Source organism: Streptomyces pimonensis, assembly GCF_041380215.1.
In the GTDB taxonomy this organism is placed as follows: domain Bacteria; phylum Actinomycetota; class Actinomycetes; order Streptomycetales; family Streptomycetaceae; genus Streptomyces; species Streptomyces pimonensis.
Map to the genome: position 1 here is coordinate 102,693 of NZ_JAHWZY010000020.1, position 19,165 is coordinate 121,857.

The following is a 19,165-nucleotide window of genomic DNA, read 5'->3' on the forward strand; positions in this document are numbered from 1 at the left end:
TGATGGACCATGGGGTACTACAACCCGCCCCGAGGGGTCGTCATGCCTCAGCTCCGGAAGCCGAGCAGACCGTGCAGCGTCGAACCGCGCGCCGTCGTCGGCGCCGCCTTCGACGTCAGCGGCTCGGGGTCGGGCAGCGCCGCGCACACCGCGTCGGCCTCGCCGCCGCTCCCGCGCGGCACGGTCCCGTCGGTCAGGTAGGCCGTCAGATGCCGGTCCAGGCAGGCGTTCCCGCTCAGCGTGATGCCGTGGTTGCCGCCGCCCGACTCGACCACCAGGCTGGAGCGCGCCAGCAGCCGGTGGACGGTGACACCGCCCTGGTACGGGGTCGCCGCGTCGTGCGTCGCCTGGAACAGCAGCACCGGCGGCAGCCCGTCGTTGCGGACGCGCTCCGGCCGCAGCGACCCGGCCGGCCAGAACGCGCACGGCGCGTTGTACCAGGCGTTGTTCCAGGCCATGAAGGGCGCCCGCGCGTACACCTCCCAGGTGTCCTTGCGCCACTGCCGCCAGTCACGCGGCCAGGCGGCGTCCCGGCACTGCACCGCGGTGTAGACGCTGTAGCCGTTGCCGGCGGCGGCGTCGCTCGCGCCGAAGTTCTCGTACGCCTCGATCAGCGGTTCGGCGTCCCGCTGGTTCACGTACGCCGAGAACGCCTCCGCGAGGTAGGGCCAGTAGCCGTTGTAGTAGCCGCCCGGGAGGTAGGTGTCCTCCAGTTCGGCGGCGCCCACCCTCCCGCCGGCCGGGTCCTTCCTCAGCGCCGCGCGCATCGCGTACCACGCGGCCTCGACCTTCTCCGGGTCGGTGCCCAGCCCGTACGCCGGGTCGTGCTCGGCGACCCAGGCCATGAAGGCGCGGTGGCGGTCGTCGAAGGCGTGGTCCTGGTCGAGGTTGGCGTCGTACCAGACCCTGGTGGGGTCGACGACCGAGTCCAGGACCAGGCGCCGCACCCGCTCCGGGAACCGCTTGGCGTAGACGGCGCCCAGGTAGGTGCCGTAGGAGTACCCGAAGTAGTTGAGCTTCTCCGCGCCCAGCGCCCGCCGGATCGCGTCCAGGTCGCGCACCGTGCTGTCCGTGTCGATGTGCGGCAGCAGATCGGCGTACTCGCGTCCGCAGGCCGCGGCGAACGACCGCACGCGCGCGAGGTTCGCCCGTTCGACCTCGGGCGAGGTCGGCACCGGGTCCGGGCGCACCGGGCCGAAGTGGCCCGGTGCGCAGTCCAGCGCCGGCTCGCTCGCGCCCACCCCGCGCGGGTCGAAACCGATGACGTCGTACTGGGCGGCCACCCGTTTCGGCAGCGCCGCCGCGACGAACCCGGCGAGCGTCAGACCGCTGCCGCCGGGGCCGCCCGGGTTCACCACCAGGGGGCCCTGGTACCGCTCCGCGGTGTGCGGGACGCGGGACAGCGCGAGCGTGATCCTCCGCCCGGCGGGGTCGGTGTGGTCGAGCGGCACCTCGACGGACGCGCACTGCAGCGTCGGGTAGTCGTCGGTGCCGCACTCCTTCCACACCGGCTTCGCGGCGTGCGGGGTCTTCGCGGCGCGCGGGGAGCCGGCCTCGGCGGGCGCGGCCGTGAGGCATCCGGCCAGGACGACGGCGGCACCGCACAGCACGGCTGCGCGTTTTCTCATGGCGGGGTCCTCCCAGGACGGAGGTGCGGCGGACCGCGGGCTCACGGTTCACGCGGCATCGTCCCGGTATGGGGCCCCATCCGAACCCGTTCTGGCGATTCTTGACCCGATCGGGTCGCCGGATGCGCTCGAACGCTCTTAAACGCTCTTAAAGGAGCGTCAGTCGGGTCGGCTCGACCGCCGGGGGCCCGGCCGGCCCGGCGGGCCCGACGGCGCGGATCCGGCGGGGCGTCCCCGCCCGGGCGGGGCCGATGCCGTACTCCTCGGCCAGTTCGTGCACCTGGCGGGTGATGCGGCGCTGGTACCACTTCGGGGCGTAGGCGCCGTCCGCGTACAGCCGCTCGTAGCGGGCCACCAGATACGGATGGTGCCGCCCGAGCCAGGACATGAACCACTGGCGGGCGCCCGGCCGCAGATGCAGCACCAGGGGGGTGACGGAGGTGGCGCCCGAGGCCGCGACCGCCCGCACCGCCGCCCGCAACTGGTCCGGGCGGTCGCCCAGGAACGGGATCACCGGCGCCATCAGGACCCCGCAGTCGATGCCGTGCCCGGTGAACGTCCGGACCACGTCCAGCCGCCGTTCCGGGGCAGGGGTGCCCGGCTCGGCCGTCCGCCACAGCCCCTCGTCGGTGAACCCCACCGAGACCGAGACGCCCACGTCGGTCACCCGGGCGGCCTCCTTCAGCAGCGGGAGGTCCCGCAGGATCAGCGTGCCCTTGGTGAGGATCGAGAACGGGTTGGCGTGGTCGCGCAGGGCGGCGAGGATGCCCGGCATCAGCCGGTAGCGGCCCTCCGCCCGCTGGTAGCAGTCGACGTTCGTGCCCATCGCGATGTGCTCGCCCCGCCAGCCGGGGGAGGCCAGCCGGTGGCGCAGCAGCTCGGGCGCGTTCACCGTGACCACGATCTGGCTGTCGAAGCCGAGACCGGTGTCGAGGCCCAGACGGCTGTGGGTCCTGCGCGCGAAACAGTAGACGCACGCGTGCGTGCAGCCCCGGTAGGGGTTCACCGTCCACTCGAACGGCATGCGGGAGGCCCCCGGCACCCGGTTGACGATCGAGCGGGCCCGGACCTCGTGGAAGGTGACGCCACGGAACTCCGGGGCGTCGAAGGTGCGGGTCGTGACCGCCTCCGCGCCGAACAGCACGGTGTCGGCCCGGCTGTGTTCGGAGCCCGGTGAGAGGTTCTCCCAGCGCATGACGCCTCCTCGGTGTCGCTGCGCCACAGAATAGAACAAGCGTTCCCGTGATCGTGCGGACGACATTTCCGGCCACCCTCCGACCACATCCGAAGCCCCGATTTGGGCGGCCGCACGCGGGGGTGGTTGGCTTGCCCCGACCCTGAGAACCCATGCCCTGGAGGTAAGCGATGGCGCAGGTCGAAGCCACTACGGAGCGGATCGTCGCGGCGGACGCGGAGACGGTGTTCGACGCCCTCGCCGACTACAGCGGCACCCGCGCGAAAGTGCTGCCCGAGCAGTTCAGCGAGTACGAGGTCCGCGAGGGCGGCGACGGCGAGGGCACCCTCGTGCACTGGAAGCTCCAGGCCACCAGCAAGCGCGTCCGTGACTGCCTCCTGGAGGTCACCGAGCCGACCGACGGCGAACTGGTCGAGAAGGACCGCAACTCCTCCATGGTCACCACCTGGCGGGTCACCCCGGCCGGTGACGGTCGCTCCCGCGTCGTCGTGACCACCGTCTGGAACGGCGCCGGCGGCATCGGCGGCTTCTTCGAGAAGACCTTCGCGCCCAAGGGCCTCGTCCGTATCCACGACGCCCTGCTGGCCAGGCTGGCCGCGGAGGTCGAGCAGTGAGAGGCGGCAACCTCTCGTGAGGCGTGCGGAGTTGGTTCCTCACCGGTTCGAGTGATCTCGTTGTGGCCCTTCCCTGTCCCGTAACTCGCCGTGCTTGCCCGTAGTTGTCGCTTTCACGCGGGAGTTGTCCGGCGGTGCGACGAGGGGAGCGGCACGTGGGCGGGATCACTCTGACGCAGGACGAGCCGGTCGCGGCACCGCCGGCCGGGGGCCCGCCGCCCCCGGTGCCGGTCGTCGAGCCGGACCTGAGCCCGCGCCGGGTCCGGCTGGTCCTCCTCGCGCTGATGACGGCGCTGCTGCTCGCCGCCCTGGAGCAGATGATCGTCGCCACCGCGCTCCCCCGGATCGTCGGCGAACTGCACGGCCTGGACCGGATGTCCTGGGCGATCACCGCCTACCTGCTCACCGCCACCGTCGGACTGCCGGTCTACGGAAAGCTCGGCGACCTGCTCGGTCGCAAGGGCGTCTTCCAGTTCGCGATCCTCGTGTTCGTCGTCGGCTCCGCGCTGGCGGGCCGCGCGTCGACCATGGACCAGCTGATCGCCTACCGCGCGGTGCAGGGCGTCGGCGCGGGCGGCCTGATGATCGGCGTCCAGGCGATCATCGCGGACATCGTGCCCGCGCGCCGACGCGGCCGGTACATGGGGCTGGTCGGCGCCGCCTTCGGCCTCGCGTCCGTCGCCGGGCCGCTGCTCGGCGGTTACTTCACCGATCACCTCTCGTGGCGCTGGTGCTTCTACGTCAACGTGCCGTTCGGCGTCGTCACCATGGTCGTCGTCGCCCTGGTGCTCAGACTCCCCAAACCGGCCGCCCGGGGACGCTTCGACGTCCTCGGCACCCTGTTGCTGACCGCCGCCTCCACCTGCCTGGTGCTGCTGACCAGCTGGGGCGGCACCACGTACGCCTGGAACTCCCGCGTCGTCCTGGGACTCGGCGCGGGCGTCGCCGCGGCCGGCGTCCTCTTCCTCGTCGTCGAGCGCTTCGCCGCCGAACCCCTGGTCCCGCTGCGGCTGTTCCGGGACTCCGTCTTCAACGTCACCGGCCTGGTGGGCCTGGTGACCGGCGTCGCCCTGTTCGGCGTCGCCGGTTACCTGCCGACGTACCTGCAGATGGTCGACGGGGTGTCCGCCACCGGGTCCGGACTGCTGATGCTGCCCATGACGGGAGGGATCGTCGGCGCCTCGATCGTCTCCGGTCACCTCGTCAGCCGCTCCGGCCGCTACCGGTGGCACCCCGTCGTCGGCACCGCCCTCTGCGCCGTCGGGATGTGGCTGCTGTCCCGCCTGGAGACCGGCACCCCCCGGCTGCACTACGGCATCTGGACGGCCGTCCTCGGGGCCGGCATCGGCATGGTGATGCCGGTGCTGGTCCTCGCCGTGCAGAACTCCGCGCGCCCCGCCGATCTCGGCACCGCCACCAGCGCCCACACCTACTTCCGGCAGATCGGCGGCAGCGTCGGCGCCGCCGTCTTCGGCGCCCTCTTCGCGGGTCGGCTCACCGACGCGCTCGAGGACCGCCTGCCCGCCGGCGCGGGAGCCCCGCCCGACGCCGAGTCGATCACCCCCGAGCTGGTGCACGCGCTGCCGCCCGAGCTGCGCGACGCCTACGTGCAGGCCTACGCCGACGCCATGCCGCGCATCTTCCTCCACCTGGTGCCGGTGCTCGTCCTCGGCCTGCTCATCGCCTTCTTCCTCAAGGAGAGACCACTGGTGTCCCACCACGCCCCCACCGCCGACCCGGTACAGGAAGCACCCCGCTCCACCGCACGCGTGCCGCACGCCCGTTCGGCCCACACCGGCGGCGTCCCCGTCTGCGGGACCGTGCAGCACCCCGACGGGACCGTCGTACCGCGCGCGGCGCTCACCCTCATCGACGTCTCCGGACAGCAGACCGGACGGGGCGCGAGCGGCGAGGACGGGCGGTACGCGCTGGCCACCCCCGGCCCGGGTTCGTACGTCCTGATCGCCGCCGCGGGCGGCCACCAGCCGCAGGCGGTCTCGGTGACCGTCGGCGAACGGCCCGTCGAACTCGACGTCGTCCTCGGCGGCGCGGGCCGTCTGGCCGGCACTGTCGTCACCGCCGACGGCACACCGGTGCGGGACGCGGCCGTCACGCTCACCAACGTCCACGGGGAGGTCGTCGCGAGCACCCGCAGCGGCAGGGAGGGCGGCTATGTCATCAGCGAGCTGGTGGCGGGCGAGTACACGCTCGCCGCGAGCGCGCCCGCCTTCCGTCCGGCCGCCCTCCCCGTCACCGTCCAGGCCGCCCGCGAGACTCGCCAGGACGTCGAGCTGGCCGGCGGCGCGGTGCTGCGCGGCACGGTGCGGGCCGGCGGCGGGCGGCCGGTCGAGGAGGCGCGCGTGACCCTGCTGGACGCGGCGGGCAACGTCGTCGACACCCTCACCACCGGCCCCGACGGCACCTTCCGGTTCGTCGACCTGGCGTCGGGCGAGTACACCGTCATCGCCGCCGGTTACCCGCCGGTCGCGACCGTGCTCCAGGTGGCCGGCGGAGGGCGCACGGAACGCGACCTCCAGCTGGGGCACGAGGACTGAAACGGTCGGTCACGCGCGGGAACGCACGCCGGTGCGAGCACCGGCGGGCAATTCCCGCGTTGGCGCACATCGCGCCCGACCGCGGCCGTACGGTGGTGACCGGCGGTACAGATCTTGCACAGCCGGGGGAGAGAGGGCCTGGGCCATGGACCGTGGCACCGAGCGGGACGCACCTCCGGATCGCCGGGCGGGGGACGGCGCGGCGACCGGGCAGGACGGCGCCGGCCGCATCCCCCTGGCCGTGGTCGTGGTCGACCGCGAAGGGCTCGTCTCCCACTGGAGCAGGGGCGCGCGACGTCTGTTCTCCCTCACCAAGGAGGAGGCGCTCGGCCGTCCGGCGGTCGACCTGCTGCCCGTGTCCGGGGCGCTGCCCGAGGAACCCGAGGACGAGGAGGCCGCCCCGTACGGGACGTACGCCGCCTGTGACGGTCCGGGCCCCGGCTTCGGCGCCTCGCTCGGTGGAGGGCTGTCCTACCCGGCCGCGGGCCGAGCCCGGCTCGCCGCGGACGGGGCCGGGCGGGTCGACGTACTGTGGTGGGCCTACCCGCTGGTGGGCCCGGGAAGCGAGCGGCTGCTGGTGCTGGCCGCCGACGCGGACGGGTTGCGCACGGACGGCGCCGGGGTGTCGGAACGCATCACGCCCGGCTTCGCCCTGCACACCGACTTCCCCGGCGCCGAGGACCTCGCCCGCAGGCTCCCCGAGATCCTCCCCGGCATGAGCGTCGGCGACAGCACCCGCATCGTCGGACAGGTCCTCGAGCTGGGTTACCCCATCCTGGAGTTCAGTCAGAACGACCGGGTGCCGGTCACCCCGGACTGGGGCGTGCCCCGGCGTGCCGGACGCCGCGAACGCCGTGAGCGGGCCGCCCGGGTGTCGGCGGCCGGCGAACCGGTGCCCGAGGAACTGCGGGACGAGGGCGAGGACCTCGAGTACGCCGCCGTCCGCGAGCGCCTGGAGTTCCTCAACGAGGTCAGCTCCCGGATCGGCACCTCCCTCGACCTGGCGCGCACCGTCGTCGAGGTCAGCAAGGCGGTCGTGCCCCGCTTCACCGACGTGGCCGGCACCTACCTGCGTGAACAGGTCGTCTCCGGTGAGGGGTTCGACGAGGGCGTGCCGGACACCACCACCCTGTGGCACCGGGTCGCCCTGGAGCACACCGACGAACCCGGCCGCTGGGACGACGTCGTGCCCGTCGGCGAGGCCATGTCCTTCCCGGCGCACACCCCGTTCTTCCGGTGCATGACCACCGGCGAACCCGTCCTGGTGCCCCGCATCAGCGAGGAGATGGGCCACGCCATCGCCTCGCAGTTCGAGAAGCGGGACATCCGGCCGCTGATCACCGGCCGTTCCATGCTGGTCGTCCCGCTGAAGGCACGCCACGCCGTCCTCGGCTTCATGATCCTGCTGCGCCATCCGGAGCGGCAGGTCTTCGACGACATGGACCGGGTCACCGGCGCCGAACTCGCCGCCCGCGCGGGCCTCGTGCTCGACAACGCGCGCATGTACACCTACCAGGAGAACGTCGCCGAGACGCTCCAGGACAGCATGCTGCCGCACATCCCGCCGCGCATGGCGGGCTGCGACATCGCCACCCGCTATCTGCCGGGCACCCTGCTCGGACGGGTCGGCGGCGACTGGTTCGACGCGGTGAAGCTGCCCGGTGCCCGCACCGCGTTCGTCGTCGGCGACGTCATGGGGCACGGACTGAACTCAGCGGCGATGATGGGCCAGTTGCGCACCGCCGTGCAGACCATGGCCGCGCTGGACCTGCCGCCCGCGCAACTCCTGCGCAACCTGGACGACTTGGCCCAGCGGCTCGGCGACACCCACCTCGCGACCTGTCTGTACGCCGTCTACGACCCCATCGCGGGCGAGCTGAGCCTCGCCAACGCCGGACACGTCCCGCCGGTCCTGGTCCGCGCCGCCGACGGACGCGGCGAACTGCTCGACCTGCCCACCGGGGCGCCCGTCGGCGTCGGCAAAGTGCCCTTCGAAGCGGTGCGCGTACCCGTGGAGCCCGGCGACCGGCTGGTGATGTGCACCGACGGACTGGTCGAGGTGCGCGGCGAGGACATCGGTGTCGGGCTGGCCGCGCTGTGCGAGTCCGCCGCCCATCCGGCCGCCTCCATGGACGACGCCTGCGACACCATCGTCCGCGCGCTCGCCGCGACGTCCTCGGAAGCGGGACGGGGTGACCGCAAGGACGACGTGGCCCTGCTGATGGCCCGTCTCGGCGGCATCGGACCCGAGGACGTCGCCGAATGGCGGCTCGTCCCCGAGCCGTCCGAGGTCGGACGGGCCCGCACGGCGGTCCGCGAGCAGCTGTACGACTGGGGGCTGCCGAAGCTCGTCGACAGCGCCGAGCTGATGGTGGGCGAACTCGTCACCAACGCCGTGCTGCACTCCCACGCCCGCCCCGTCGCCCTGCGGCTGGTGCGCGGCGACACGCTGCTGTGCGAGGTGGAGGACGACGACCACGAACTGCCGACGCTGGTCGACGCGCGGCCGGAGGACGAGTCCGGGCGCGGACTGCGCGTGGTCAGCACCCTCGCCCGCCAGTGGGGCACCAGCCGGACGACGGCCGGCAAGAGCGTGTGGTTCGAGCTGACGCTGCCGCGACGGCGCTGAGCGCCGGTGGAGCACGGCGCACTCCGGGGCGAACGAGTCGCGGAGGAACGCGCCGCGTGCTTGTCCGCGCGCTCGGGGCGCGGTACACCGTACCGGCCCGCCGCACGGGGCGGCGTCGCACCCCGGGGAGTCGGGCATGAGCGTGACCAGTCGGTATCGGGAGGCCTGGGAGGGCTTCCGGCGTGCGACGCCGAAGGAGCCGGGAGCCGTGTTCTGGGACGCGGAACCCGTCCTCACCGCGGTCCGTCATCTCGCCGTGTTCGAACCGCGCCTGACCGACCCCGGTCTGCCCCTGATCGACCTGGGGTGCGGCAACGGCACCCAGACCCGCTTCCTCGCCGACCGCCTCCCGTACGTCCACGGCGCCGACCTCTCCGCCGCGGCCCTGGACCGCGCCCGCGGCGCCGACCCGGACGGGCGGGCGGCGTACCGGCGGCTGGACGCCGCCGAGAAGGCCGAGTCGCAGGTCCTGCAGGCCGAACTCGGCGACGCCAACGTGTACATGCGCGGTGTGCTGCACCAGTGCGCGGCGGACGACCGGCAGGCACTGGTGGACGGCATCGCCACGGTGGTCGGCGACCGCGGCCGTGCCTTCCTCGTCGAGCCCTCCGAGGCCGCAGGAGCGATCCTGCGGGCTCTCGCGACCGGGCCCGGCGGGCCGCCGTCCGGACTCGCGCCGGTCCTGCGGCACGGCATACCCCCGGCGAGGTCGACGACGCGGCCGTGCCCGAGTTCCTGACCGAAGCCGGACTGGCCGTGCTGGCGAGCGGCGCCCTGCCGCTGACCACCACGGAACGCGGCCCCGACGGCACCCGTGTCACACCGCCGTCCCTCTGGTCCGTCACCGGACGCGCCGCGTAGGACAACGCCCGGCGAAGGGCGCGGGGACCTCCACCGGTCCGGACCGGCGAGAGATGTCCACAGGCTGGCCGGGATCCGGCGGAACCACGTAGCGTGTGCCGCATGAAGATCCTCATCAGCGCCGACATGGAGGGCGCCACCGGTGTCACCTGGCCGGCCGACGTGCTGCCGGGGACGCCCCAGTGGGAGCGGTGCCGGTCCATGTTCACCTCGGACGTCAACGCCGCCGTGCAGGGGTTCTTCGCCGGCGGCGCCGACGAGGTGCTGGTCAACGAGGCGCACTGGACCATGCGCAACCTGCTGCTCGAACAGCTGGACGAGCGGGCGCAGATGCTCACCGGGCGGCACAAGGCCCTGTCCATGGTCGAGGGCGTGCAGCACGGCGACGTGGACGGCATCGCGTTCGTCGGCTACCACGCCGGCGCCGGCATGGAGGGCGTGCTCGCGCACACCTTCCTCGCCAACTCCATCACCGGGGTCTGGGTCGACGACGTACGGGCCAGCGAGGGTCTGCTCAACGCGCACGTGGTCGCCGAGTACGGAGTGCCGGTGGTCCTGGTGACCGGTGACGACGTCGCCTGCGAGGACGCGCTCGGCTACGCGCCCGAGGCGCTGAAGGTCGCCGTCAAGGACCACGTGTCCCGGTACGCGGCGGTGTGCCGCACCCCGGCCCGCACGGCCGCCGACATCCGCGCGGCGGCCAGGGAGGCGGCCGCGCTGGCGGTGCGCCGGGAGCCGGTCGACGGCGGGCCGTTCACCGTCGCGGTGGAGTTCGACGCCGAGCACCTGGCGATGGCCGCCACCGTCGTGCCGGGCGTGACCCGCGCCGGCGAGCGGAAAGTGGCGTACACCAGCGGGACCATGTACGACGGGATCCGCACCTTCAAGGCGGTCACCACGATCGTCTCGGCCGCGGTGGAGGAGCAGTATGGCTGACGAGCGGGCCCTGGACGAGGTCGTGGCGTTCACGTCCGACCTGATCAGGATCGACACGACCAACAGGGGCGGGGGCGACTGCAGGGAGCGGCCCGCCGCCGAGTACGCCGCCGCGCGGCTCGCCGAGGCGGGGCTCGAGCCGGTGCTCCTGGAGCGCACGCCGGGCCGCACCAACGTCGTCGCCCGTCTGGAGGGCACCGACCCGTCGGCCGACGCGCTGCTCGTCCACGGGCACCTGGACGTCGTCCCCGCCGAGGCCGCCGACTGGAGCGTGCACCCCTTCTCCGGCGAGGTCCGCGACGGGGTCGTCTGGGGCCGCGGCGCGGTCGACATGAAGAACATGGACGCGATGATCCTCGCCGTGGTGCGGGCCTGGGCGCGCGAGGGCGTGCGGCCCCGGCGGGACGTCGTCGTCGCGTTCACCGCCGACGAGGAGGCCAGCGCCGAGGACGGCTCCGGATTCCTCGCCGACCGGCACGCGCACCTCTTCGAGGGCTGCACCGAGGGCGTCAGCGAGTCGGGCGCGTTCACCTTCCACGACGGCGGAGGGCGGCAGATCTACCCGATCGCCGCCGGCGAGCGCGGCACGGCCTGGATGAGGCTCACCGCGCGCGGCCGGGCCGGGCACGGCTCCAAGGTCAATCAGGAGAACGCGGTGACCCGCCTGGCCGCCGCCGTCACCCGCATCGGCGAGCACCAGTGGCCGCTGCGGCTCACCCCGACCGTGCGGGCCGCGCTCACCGAACTCGCCGCGGTGTACGGCATCGGGACGGACCTGTCCGACGTGGACGCCCTGCTGGACAAGCTCGGCACGGCGGGCAGGCTCGTCGAGGCCACCGTCCGCAACAGCGCCAACCCGACCATGCTGAACGCCGGCTACAAGGTCAACGTGATTCCGGGAGAGGCCGTGGCGCACGTCGACGGACGGTATCTGGCGGGCGCCGAGGACGAGTTCCGCGCGACCATGGACCGGCTCACCGGACCGGACGTCGACTGGGAGTTCGAGCACCACGAGGTGGCGCTCCAGGCGCCGCTGGACTCGCCGACGTACGCGCGGATGCGGGCCGCCGTCCAGGAGTTCGCGCCCGAGGGGCACGTGGTGCCGTACTGCATGTCGGGCGGCACGGACGCCAAGCAGTTCTCCCGGCTGGGCATCACCGGCTACGGATTCGCGCCGCTGAAACTGCCGGAGGGCTTCGACTACCAGGCCCTCTTCCACGGGGTCGACGAGCGCGTCCCGGTCGAGGCGCTCCACTTCGGTGTCCGTGTCCTCGACCGGTTCCTGCGGACGGCCTGAGCGAGTGGGGGAGACGGTGCGGACCCTGGCGTACGGCGAGTGGCCCTCGCCCATCGACGCGGTTACGGCCGCGGCCCACGACGGCAGCCCCGAGTTCGTGGGTTTCGTCGGCGACGAGGTGTGGTGGACCGAGCCCCGGCCCGCCGAGGCCGGACGGCGCGGCCTGGTGCGGCGGCACGCCGACGGCACCGAGGAGTCCGTCCTGCCCGCGCCGTGGAACGTGCGGAGCCGGGTCATCGAGTACGGCGGCCGGCCCTGGGCCGGCGTCGTGCGAGGCGGTGTCCCGCTGGTGGTGTTCGCGAACTTCGCCGACCAGCGCCTCTACCGGTACGAGCCGGGCGGCGAGCCCCGCCCGCTCACCCCCGTGTCCCCGGTCGGGCAGGGGCTGCGCTGGGCCGAGCCGGTGCTGCTGCCGGAGCGCGGCGAGGTGTGGTGCGTCCTGGAGGAGTTCACCGGCGACGGCCCCAGCGACGTACGCCGGGTCCTGGCCGCCGTACCGCTGGACGGTTCCGCCGCCGGTGACCGGGGTGCCGTGCGGGAACTGAGCGACGGCCGGCACCGGTTCGTCACCGGGCCGCGCCTCGCGCCGGACGGGCGGCGTGTCGCCTGGCTCGGCTGGGACCACCCGCGCATGCCGTGGGACGGCACCGAACTGCTCGTCGCCGACGTCGCCGCCGACGGCACCCTGCGCGACGCCCGTACGGTGGCCGGCGGCCCCGAGGAGTCCGTCGCCCAGGTCGACTGGACCCCCGACGGCCGGCTGCTGTACGCGAGCGACCGCACCGGCTGGTGGAACCTCTACCGGGACGGGACGCCGCTCTGCCCGCGCGAGGAGGAGTTCGGCGGACCACTGTGGAAGCTGGGCCTGCGCTGGTTCGCGCCGCTGGACGGCGGCCTGATCGCCGTCCTGCACGGCCGGGGCGCACCCGTGCTCGGCGTACTCGACCCCGAGACCTGCGAGGTCGCCGACGCCGCCGGCCCGTGGAGCGAGTTCGCGCCCACCCTCGCGGCACACGGCGAGCGGGTCGTCGCCGTCGGGGCCGGGCCGCGCGGTGCCCACGAGGTGGTGGAGCTGGACACCAGGACGGGCCGGGCCCGCGTGATCGGCGCCGCGCACGAGGACGCCGTGCACCCCGCGTACTATCCCGAGCCGCAGGCCCGTACGTTCACCGGACCGGACGGCCGCGAGATCCACGCCCACGTCCATCCCCCGCACCACCCCGACCACACCGGCCCCGCGGACGAACTGCCCCCGTACGTGATCTGGGCGCACGGCGGGCCCACCGGCAGGGCGCCGCTCGTGCTCGACCTGGAGATCGCCTACTTCACCTCGCGCGGCATCGGCGTCGCCGAGGTCAACTACGGCGGCTCCACCGGATACGGGCGGGAGTACCGCAACCGGCTGCGCGGACAGTGGGGCGTGGTCGACGTCGAGGACTGCGCCGCCGTCGCTCTGGCCCTCGCCGACGAGGGCGCCGCCGACCGCGACCGGCTCGCCGTCCGCGGCGGCAGCGCCGGCGGCTGGACCGCCGCCGCCTCGCTCACCACGACCGACGTCTACGCCTGCGGCACCATCAGCTACCCCGTGCTCGACCTCACCGGCTGGGGCACGGGGGAGACCCACGACTTCGAGTCCCAGTACCTGGAGAGCCTGATCGGCCCGCGCGCCGAGGTGCCCGGGAGATACACCGAACGCTCGCCCGTCACGCACGCCGACCGGCTCACCGTGCCGTTCCTGATGCTCCAGGGGCTGGACGACGTGATCTGCCCGCCCGCGCAGTGCGAGCGCTTCCTGGCCCGGCTGGCCGGACGGGGCGTGCCGCACGCCTATCTCGCCTTCGAGGGCGAGGGGCACGGCTTCCGGCGGGCGGAGACCATGGTGCGCGCCCTGGAGGCGGAGCTGTCCCTGTACGCCCAGGTGTTCGGGATGGAACCGCCCGGCGTGCCGACCCTGGAGCTGGGCACGTGAGCCGGGTCGAGCCGCTGCGCCGGCCGGCCCGTCTGGCTCCCGGCGCCCGGGTGGCCGTGGTCGCGCCCAGCGGTCCGGTGCCCGAGGAGCGGCTCCAGGCCGGGCTCGAGGTGCTGCGCGGCTGGGACCTCGACCCCGTGGTGGGCCGCCACGTCCTGGACCGGCACGGCGAGTTCGGCTACCTCGCGGGCGGCGACGCCGACCGGGCCGCCGATCTGCAGTCCGCCTGGTGCGACCCGGCCGTCGACGCGGTGATCTGCGCCCGCGGCGGCTACGGCGTACAGCGCATGGTCGACCTGCTCGACTGGGAGGCGATGCGGGCCGCCGGGCCGAAGGTGTTCGTCGGGTTCAGCGACATCACCGCACTGCACGAGGCGTTCGCGGTCCGGCTCGGCCTCGTCACCCTGCACGGTCCGATGGCCGCCGGCGTCGACTTCGTGAAGAGCGTGCGGGCGCAGGACCACCTCAGGGCCACGCTGTTCTCCCCCGAGACGGTCCGCACCGTCCGCTCCGACGGCACCGCGCTCGTCCCCGGGCGGGCGCGCGGGGTCACCCTCGGCGGTTGCCTCTGCCTGCTCGCCGCCGACCTGGGCACCGCGCACGCCAGACCCTCCGCGCGCGGCGGACTGCTGTGCCTGGAGGACGTGGGGGAGGAGACGTACCGCCTCGACCGCTACCTCACCCAACTGCTGCGATCCGGCTGGCTGGACGGGGTTTCCGGACTGCTGCTCGGCTCCTGGGCCCGGTGCGAGCCGTACGACGGGGTGCGGGCGCTGCTCGCCGACCGGCTCGGCGGCCTCGGGGTCCCGGTGGCCGAGCAGTTCGGGTTCGGGCACTGCGACGACGCGCTCACCGTCCCGTTCGGCGTCACGGCGGAACTCGACGCCGGCGCGGGCACGCTGACCCTGGACGAACCGGCGTTGAGCTGACCGGTCCGCGGCGCCGCGCGCGGGCCCGTCGTAGGGTGGCAGGGTGCCGCACACCGCTTCCCGCTACCTCGCCGAGGGCCGCCGCGTGGGGCTCCGTCACTTCACTCGGGCGGACGGGGCCGAGTTCACCGCCCGCGCCCGGGAGAGCAAGGACCTCCACCGCCCCTGGCTGTTCCCGCCGGACAGCCAGGGCGAGTACGCCGCGTACGCGGGGCGGCTGATCGAGGATCCCACCAAGGCGGGGTTCCTGGTCTGCGAGAAGGAGGCGGACGGCGCCCTCGCCGGGTTCATCAACATCAACAACATCGTCGAGGGCGGCTTCCGGTGCGGTGCGCTGGGCTACGGCGCCTTCGCGCACGCGGCCGGACGCGGGCTGATGCGCGAGGGCCTGGACCTCGTGGTGCGGTACGCCTTCGGCCCGATGCGGTTGCACCGTCTGGAGATCAACGTGCAGCCCGGCAACGCGGCCTCCATCGCCCTCGCCCGCGCCTGCGGTTTCCGCCTGGAGGGCTTCTCGCCGAAGATGCTCTTCATCGACGGCGCCTGGCGCGACCACCAACGCTGGGCGCTCACCAGCGAGATGACGAAAGGGCGCTGACGCCAGGCCGGCGACCGCGTGGAGCTCCGTCCACGCGAGCCGCTGCCGGACCGGTACGGCTCCCGGGCTCGGCCCACGCCGTGACCGGCCGCGTCAGGAGCGGCGGTCCGCGTACTCGTAGACCGCCCCGTCCGGGTGCCGTGCGATGAGGTTGCGGCCCACGGGCGTGGGAAGCGGGCCCGCCAGGATGTCGGCTCCGATCTCCGCGAGCACCTGCCGGGTCTCCTCGACGTCCTTGACCGCGATGGTCGCGGCGACCTTGCGCAGCACGTCCAGTTCGGCCGGGGGACCGCTCATCAGCAGGAAGCAGCCGACCGCGGCGACCTGGACGCCGCCCCGCTCGAACCGGAGGGCCTTGCCGCCGGCCAGCCGCTCGTAGAAGGGGATGGCGGTCTCGATGTCGTCGACGCAGACACGCAGTGTGGCACCCAGAATCTCCATGGGAGGAGCCTAGTTGGGGTGGCCCCGGCCGGGAGCCCGGCTTGGACGATCTTCACGCTCCGTGCCCGTGGGCGTTACGCGACTCCGGGCACGGGTACCTGGTGCCCATGCAGCGCTTGGAGCATCTGGACAAGCACATGGTCGACGAGCTGGCGCGGGCGGCCCGCGAAGCCGTGCGCGACGAACTGCGCGAACAGACGCGGGGACAGCGCCGCAGGGCCGTCCTGTACGCCGGGGCAGGGGCCGCCGCCCTGTACGCGGGCGCGGCCGTGTCACTGGCCGTGGGCCTCGTCCTCGACCTGGTCCTGCCGGGCTGGGCCGCCGCACTGATCACGGCCGTGGCCCTGGGCATGCTGTCCTACGCCTTGCGCGGCGCGGCCCGGCCCGCGACGTCCGGGACCGTTCCCGCGCAGGCCACCGCGTCGTCCGGTGGCCGGTCGGTCCCCGTTCCGCCGACGCCGTCCGTGCCGCCCACCGTCGGCGTCGTACCGCCGCGGCCGGAGTCCGACCCCGACACGCCCCGCCGTCGGGCCTGACCGGCTGCGGGGGCCGACGGCGCGGATCGTGCCGACGGATCCGGAGGTCCTCGTGGCGACCGGGGCGGCCGACGGCCCGCACGGTCGGTTCGACGACGACGAGGCGGCCGGCCACAGCCCACCGGAGCGGCTGTACCGCAACCGGGCATGACGTCCGCGCGCCTGTCGTGGCGGGCGCCCGCCGGCTGACCGCTCCCGTGCTCCGCGACGTCCTGCGTCCGCGGCGTGAGGCCGTGACCGAGCCCTCGGCAAGGCCGGTCGTGCCGCCCGTGGAGTCCCGGGGGCCGCCGAGGAGCACGTCCTCGATCCCCGGCACGCCCCCGCCCGGCAGCCGCGCCCGCGGCCCCGGCCCGACGTTCCGGCTCGAGATTCCTCAGCGCGATGTCCAGCGCCGTGACCGCGCAGGTCGCGCCGCCTGTCGGCACCCGGATCATCGCCACCGTCGTGGAGCCGGCCTCCGGGGCGTCGGCCGACGCCCCGGTCCGTCCCTCCCCGGCTCAGCCGGTCTGCTGGAGCTGCGGCAGTACCTTGGTGCGGTAGAAGTCGAAGAAGCCGCGCAGGTCGGGACCGATCTGGTTGACGTAGATCCGGTCGAAGCCCGCGTCGGCGAACCGCCGGAGCTCCGCGACGTGTTCGTCCACGTCGTCGCCGCACACCCGGTTCTTCCGCACCATGTCCTCGCTGACCAGGGTCTGCGCCTGCTCGAAGTGCTTCGGCGACGGCAGCACCTGACCCAGTTCGCCGGGCAGCTGCTCGTTCGCCCACAGCCGGTGCACGGTGCGCACGCACTCGTCGCGGTCGGTGCCGTAACAGACCTTGGTGCCGCCGCTGACCGGCTTCCCGCCGCCTCCGCCCTTGCGGTACTGCTCCACCATCGAGGCGTCCGGCATCATCGTGATGTAGCCGTCGCCGACCCGGGCGGCGAGTTTGGTGGCCGCCGGACCGAAGCCCGATATGTCGATCGGGACGGGCTCGTCCGGCACGGTGTACAGGCGGGCGTTCTCCACCGTGTAGTGCGTGCCGTGGTGGTTGACCTCCTCGCCGGTGAACAGCCGGCGCATCACCTGGATCGACTCCTCCAGCATCTCCAGGCGTACGTGCGCGGGCGGCCAGGGGCCCCCGAGGATGTGCTCGTTCAGCGCCTCCCCCGTGCCCACGCCGAACCGGAACTCCCCCGGTGACATGACCGCGGCCGTGGCCGCCGCCTGCGCCACCACCGCCGGGTGCATCCGCACGGTCGGGCAGGTCACCGCCGTTCCCACCGGCAGGGAGACCGCCTCGGACAGTGCGCCGATCACCGACCACACGAACGGGCTCTGCCCCTGTTCGCCGTTCCACGGGTGGTAGTGGTCGGAGATCCACAGGGCCTGGAATCCGGCCTGCTCGGCCATCCGCGCCTGCTCGATCAGCTCGGCGGGGCCGTACTGCTCGCACGAGAGGAAGTAGCCGTACTCGGGCATGGGGAGTGCCTCCGCGATGTGGGCGGTCGGGGTCCCGGGCCGGGTACCCGGGGGGCCGGGCGGAAACCGGCCGGACGTTTGGCGGACCCCGCCGGGGGGACGCGGAAGTCTCCCGACGTACGCGACAGCGCCGGAGGCGAACCGTGAGTCGACCCCGCACAGTGATCGTCGGTGCCGGCTTCGCCGGGTACCGCACGGCCCAGACCCTGTCCCGGCTGGCCAAGGGGCGCGCCGAGATCATCCTGCTCAACCCCACCGACTACTTCCTGTACCTGCCCCTGCTGCCCCAGGTCGCCGCCGGCGTCCTGGAGCCGCGCCGGGTCACCGTCTCCCTCTCCGGCACGCTGCCGCACGTGAAGCTGGTACTGGGGGAGTCCGACCGCATCGACCTCGACGCACGGCAGGTGCACTACACCGGCCCCGAGGGCGAGGGGGGCACCCTCGACTACGACCGGCTGGTCCTCGCGGCCGGCAGCGTCAACAAACTGCTGCCGATCCCCGGTGTGGCCGAGCACGCCCACGGCTTCCGCGGCCTGCCCGAAGCCCTGTACCTGCGCGACCACGTGACCCGTCAGGTGGAACTCGCCGCCGCCACCGACGACCCCGAGGAATGCGCTTCCCGCTGCACCTTCGTCGTGGTCGGCGCCGGCTACACCGGCACCGAAGTCGCCGCGCACGGCCAACTGTTCACCGACGCGCAGGTCGCCAGGCGCCCCATGCGGACCGGGATGCGGCCGCGCTGGATGCTGCTGGACATCGCCGACCGGGTCCTGCCCGAGCTGGACGAACGGCTCTCCCGTACGGCCGACACGGTCCTGCGCGAACGGGGCGTGGACGTGCGGACGGGCACCTCCGTGAAGGAGGCCACGCACGACGGAGTGCTGCTGACCGACGGGGGGTTCGTCGACACCCGCACCCTGGTGTGGTGCGTGGGCGTACGCCCCGACCCGCTCGCCGAATCCCTCGGACTGCCCATGGAACGCGGCCGGCTGCTCGTCGACCCGTACCTGCAGGTGCCGGGCCGGCCCGAGGTGTTCGCCTGCGGGGACGCCGCCGCGGTGCCCGACCTGGAGAAGCCCGGCTCGTACACCCCGATGACCGCGCAGCACGCCTGGCGGCAGGGCAAGGTGTGCGCGTACAACATCGCCGCGTCGTTCGGCGACGGCGAACGACGCGCCTACCGGCACAAGGACATGGGGTTCGTGGTGGATCTGGGCGGCGTCAAGGCCGCCGCCAACCCGCTCGGCGTGAACCTGTCCGGGGTGGCGGCGGGCGCTGTCACCCGCGGCTACCACCTCGCGGCGATGCCGGGAAACCGGGTCCGGGTGGCCGCCGACTGGCTTCTGGACGCCGTGCTTCCGCGCCAGGCCGTCCAGTTGGGACTCGTACGGTCCTGGTCGGTGCCGCTGGACACGGCGTCGCCGGAACTGGCGCGGGTACCGGGCGAGCCGGAGCAGCCGGGTGGTGAGCCGGGGAGGAATCAGCCGGGTGGTGAGCCGGGGAGGAATCAGCCGGGT

Annotated in this window: 15 protein-coding genes and 1 pseudogene; 12 read left to right on the forward strand and 4 right to left on the reverse strand. The window is 73.7% G+C overall.

The genetic code is table 11. The features are described from left to right. Window positions 1-47: 47 nt before the first annotated feature. Complete coding sequence (locus tag KYY02_RS20955; protein WP_371240077.1) at window positions 48-1,628, reverse strand: alpha/beta hydrolase; 1,581 nt, start codon at window positions 1,626-1,628, stop codon at window positions 48-50. Window positions 1,629-1,776: 148 nt separating this feature from the next. After that, the gene (locus KYY02_RS20960; RefSeq protein WP_371240079.1) at window positions 1,777-2,823 is read right to left on the reverse strand and encodes an Rv2578c family radical SAM protein; all 1,047 of its coding nucleotides are present in this window, start codon (window positions 2,821-2,823) and stop codon (window positions 1,777-1,779) included. A 170-nt stretch (window positions 2,824-2,993) separates the two neighbouring features. Here KYY02_RS20960 and KYY02_RS20965 point away from each other — a divergent pair, with 170 nt between their 5' ends. The 9 genes and pseudogenes from KYY02_RS20965 (at window position 2,994) to KYY02_RS21005 (ending at window position 15,211) form a co-directional block, all read left to right on the forward strand. Beyond that, window positions 2,994-3,437 (forward strand): SRPBCC family protein, encoded by a 444-nt coding sequence (locus KYY02_RS20965; RefSeq protein WP_371240081.1) that lies wholly within the window; start codon window positions 2,994-2,996, stop codon window positions 3,435-3,437. A gap of 155 nt (window positions 3,438-3,592) precedes the next feature. Beyond that, window positions 3,593-5,992: an MFS transporter gene (locus KYY02_RS20970; protein WP_371240083.1), complete on the forward strand. Its 2,400-nt coding sequence runs from the start codon at window positions 3,593-3,595 to the stop codon at window positions 5,990-5,992. Window positions 5,993-6,137: 145 nt separating this feature from the next. Continuing rightward, window positions 6,138-8,621 (forward strand): SpoIIE family protein phosphatase, encoded by a 2,484-nt coding sequence (locus tag KYY02_RS20975; protein WP_371240085.1) that lies wholly within the window; start codon window positions 6,138-6,140, stop codon window positions 8,619-8,621. Between the two features lie 136 nt (window positions 8,622-8,757). Then, window positions 8,758-9,482 (forward strand): annotated as a pseudogene (locus tag KYY02_RS20980) (class I SAM-dependent methyltransferase). Between the two features lie 102 nt (window positions 9,483-9,584). Beyond that, complete coding sequence (locus KYY02_RS20985; RefSeq protein ID WP_371240087.1) at window positions 9,585-10,418, forward strand: M55 family metallopeptidase; 834 nt, start codon at window positions 9,585-9,587, stop codon at window positions 10,416-10,418. After that, window positions 10,411-11,715, forward strand: a complete 1,305-nt coding sequence (locus KYY02_RS20990; protein WP_371240089.1) for a M20/M25/M40 family metallo-hydrolase — start codon at window positions 10,411-10,413, stop codon at window positions 11,713-11,715. Before KYY02_RS20985 ends, KYY02_RS20990 begins: the two co-directional genes overlap by 8 nt. A 4-nt stretch (window positions 11,716-11,719) precedes the next feature. Beyond that, window positions 11,720-13,684 (forward strand): prolyl oligopeptidase family serine peptidase, encoded by a 1,965-nt coding sequence (locus KYY02_RS20995; RefSeq protein WP_371240091.1) that lies wholly within the window; start codon window positions 11,720-11,722, stop codon window positions 13,682-13,684. Beyond that, window positions 13,681-14,613, forward strand: coding sequence for a S66 peptidase family protein (locus KYY02_RS21000; RefSeq protein WP_371240093.1), 933 nt, complete (start codon window positions 13,681-13,683; stop codon window positions 14,611-14,613). The genes KYY02_RS20995 and KYY02_RS21000 overlap by 4 nt, the downstream gene beginning before the upstream one ends. 43 nt (window positions 14,614-14,656) lie before the next feature. Beyond that, complete coding sequence (locus KYY02_RS21005; RefSeq protein ID WP_371240095.1) at window positions 14,657-15,211, forward strand: GNAT family N-acetyltransferase; 555 nt, start codon at window positions 14,657-14,659, stop codon at window positions 15,209-15,211. 93 nt (window positions 15,212-15,304) lie between these two features. On the opposite strand, the gene KYY02_RS21010 is transcribed toward KYY02_RS21005, so the two are convergent. Next, window positions 15,305-15,652, reverse strand: a complete 348-nt coding sequence (locus KYY02_RS21010) for a VOC family protein (RefSeq protein WP_371240097.1) — start codon at window positions 15,650-15,652, stop codon at window positions 15,305-15,307. Between the two features lie 107 nt (window positions 15,653-15,759). On the opposite strand from KYY02_RS21010, the gene KYY02_RS21015 reads away from it, so the two are divergent. Both KYY02_RS21015 and KYY02_RS21020 read left to right on the forward strand, forming a co-directional pair. After that, window positions 15,760-16,188: a phage holin family protein gene (locus tag KYY02_RS21015; protein ID WP_371240099.1), complete on the forward strand. Its 429-nt coding sequence runs from the start codon at window positions 15,760-15,762 to the stop codon at window positions 16,186-16,188. Between the two features lie 28 nt (window positions 16,189-16,216). After that, a complete protein-coding gene (locus tag KYY02_RS21020; RefSeq protein WP_371240101.1) occupies window positions 16,217-16,339 on the forward strand; it encodes a hypothetical protein in 123 nt (40 codons plus the stop codon). A gap of 346 nt (window positions 16,340-16,685) precedes the next feature. Here KYY02_RS21020 and KYY02_RS21025 read toward each other — a convergent pair whose 3' ends face one another. Then, window positions 16,686-17,648: an LLM class F420-dependent oxidoreductase gene (locus KYY02_RS21025; RefSeq protein ID WP_371240103.1), complete on the reverse strand. Its 963-nt coding sequence runs from the start codon at window positions 17,646-17,648 to the stop codon at window positions 16,686-16,688. Between the two features lie 143 nt (window positions 17,649-17,791). Here KYY02_RS21025 and KYY02_RS21030 point away from each other — a divergent pair. Further along, the coding region (locus KYY02_RS21030; RefSeq protein WP_371240105.1) for an NAD(P)/FAD-dependent oxidoreductase at window positions 17,792-19,165 on the forward strand (1,374 nt) is incomplete at its 3' end.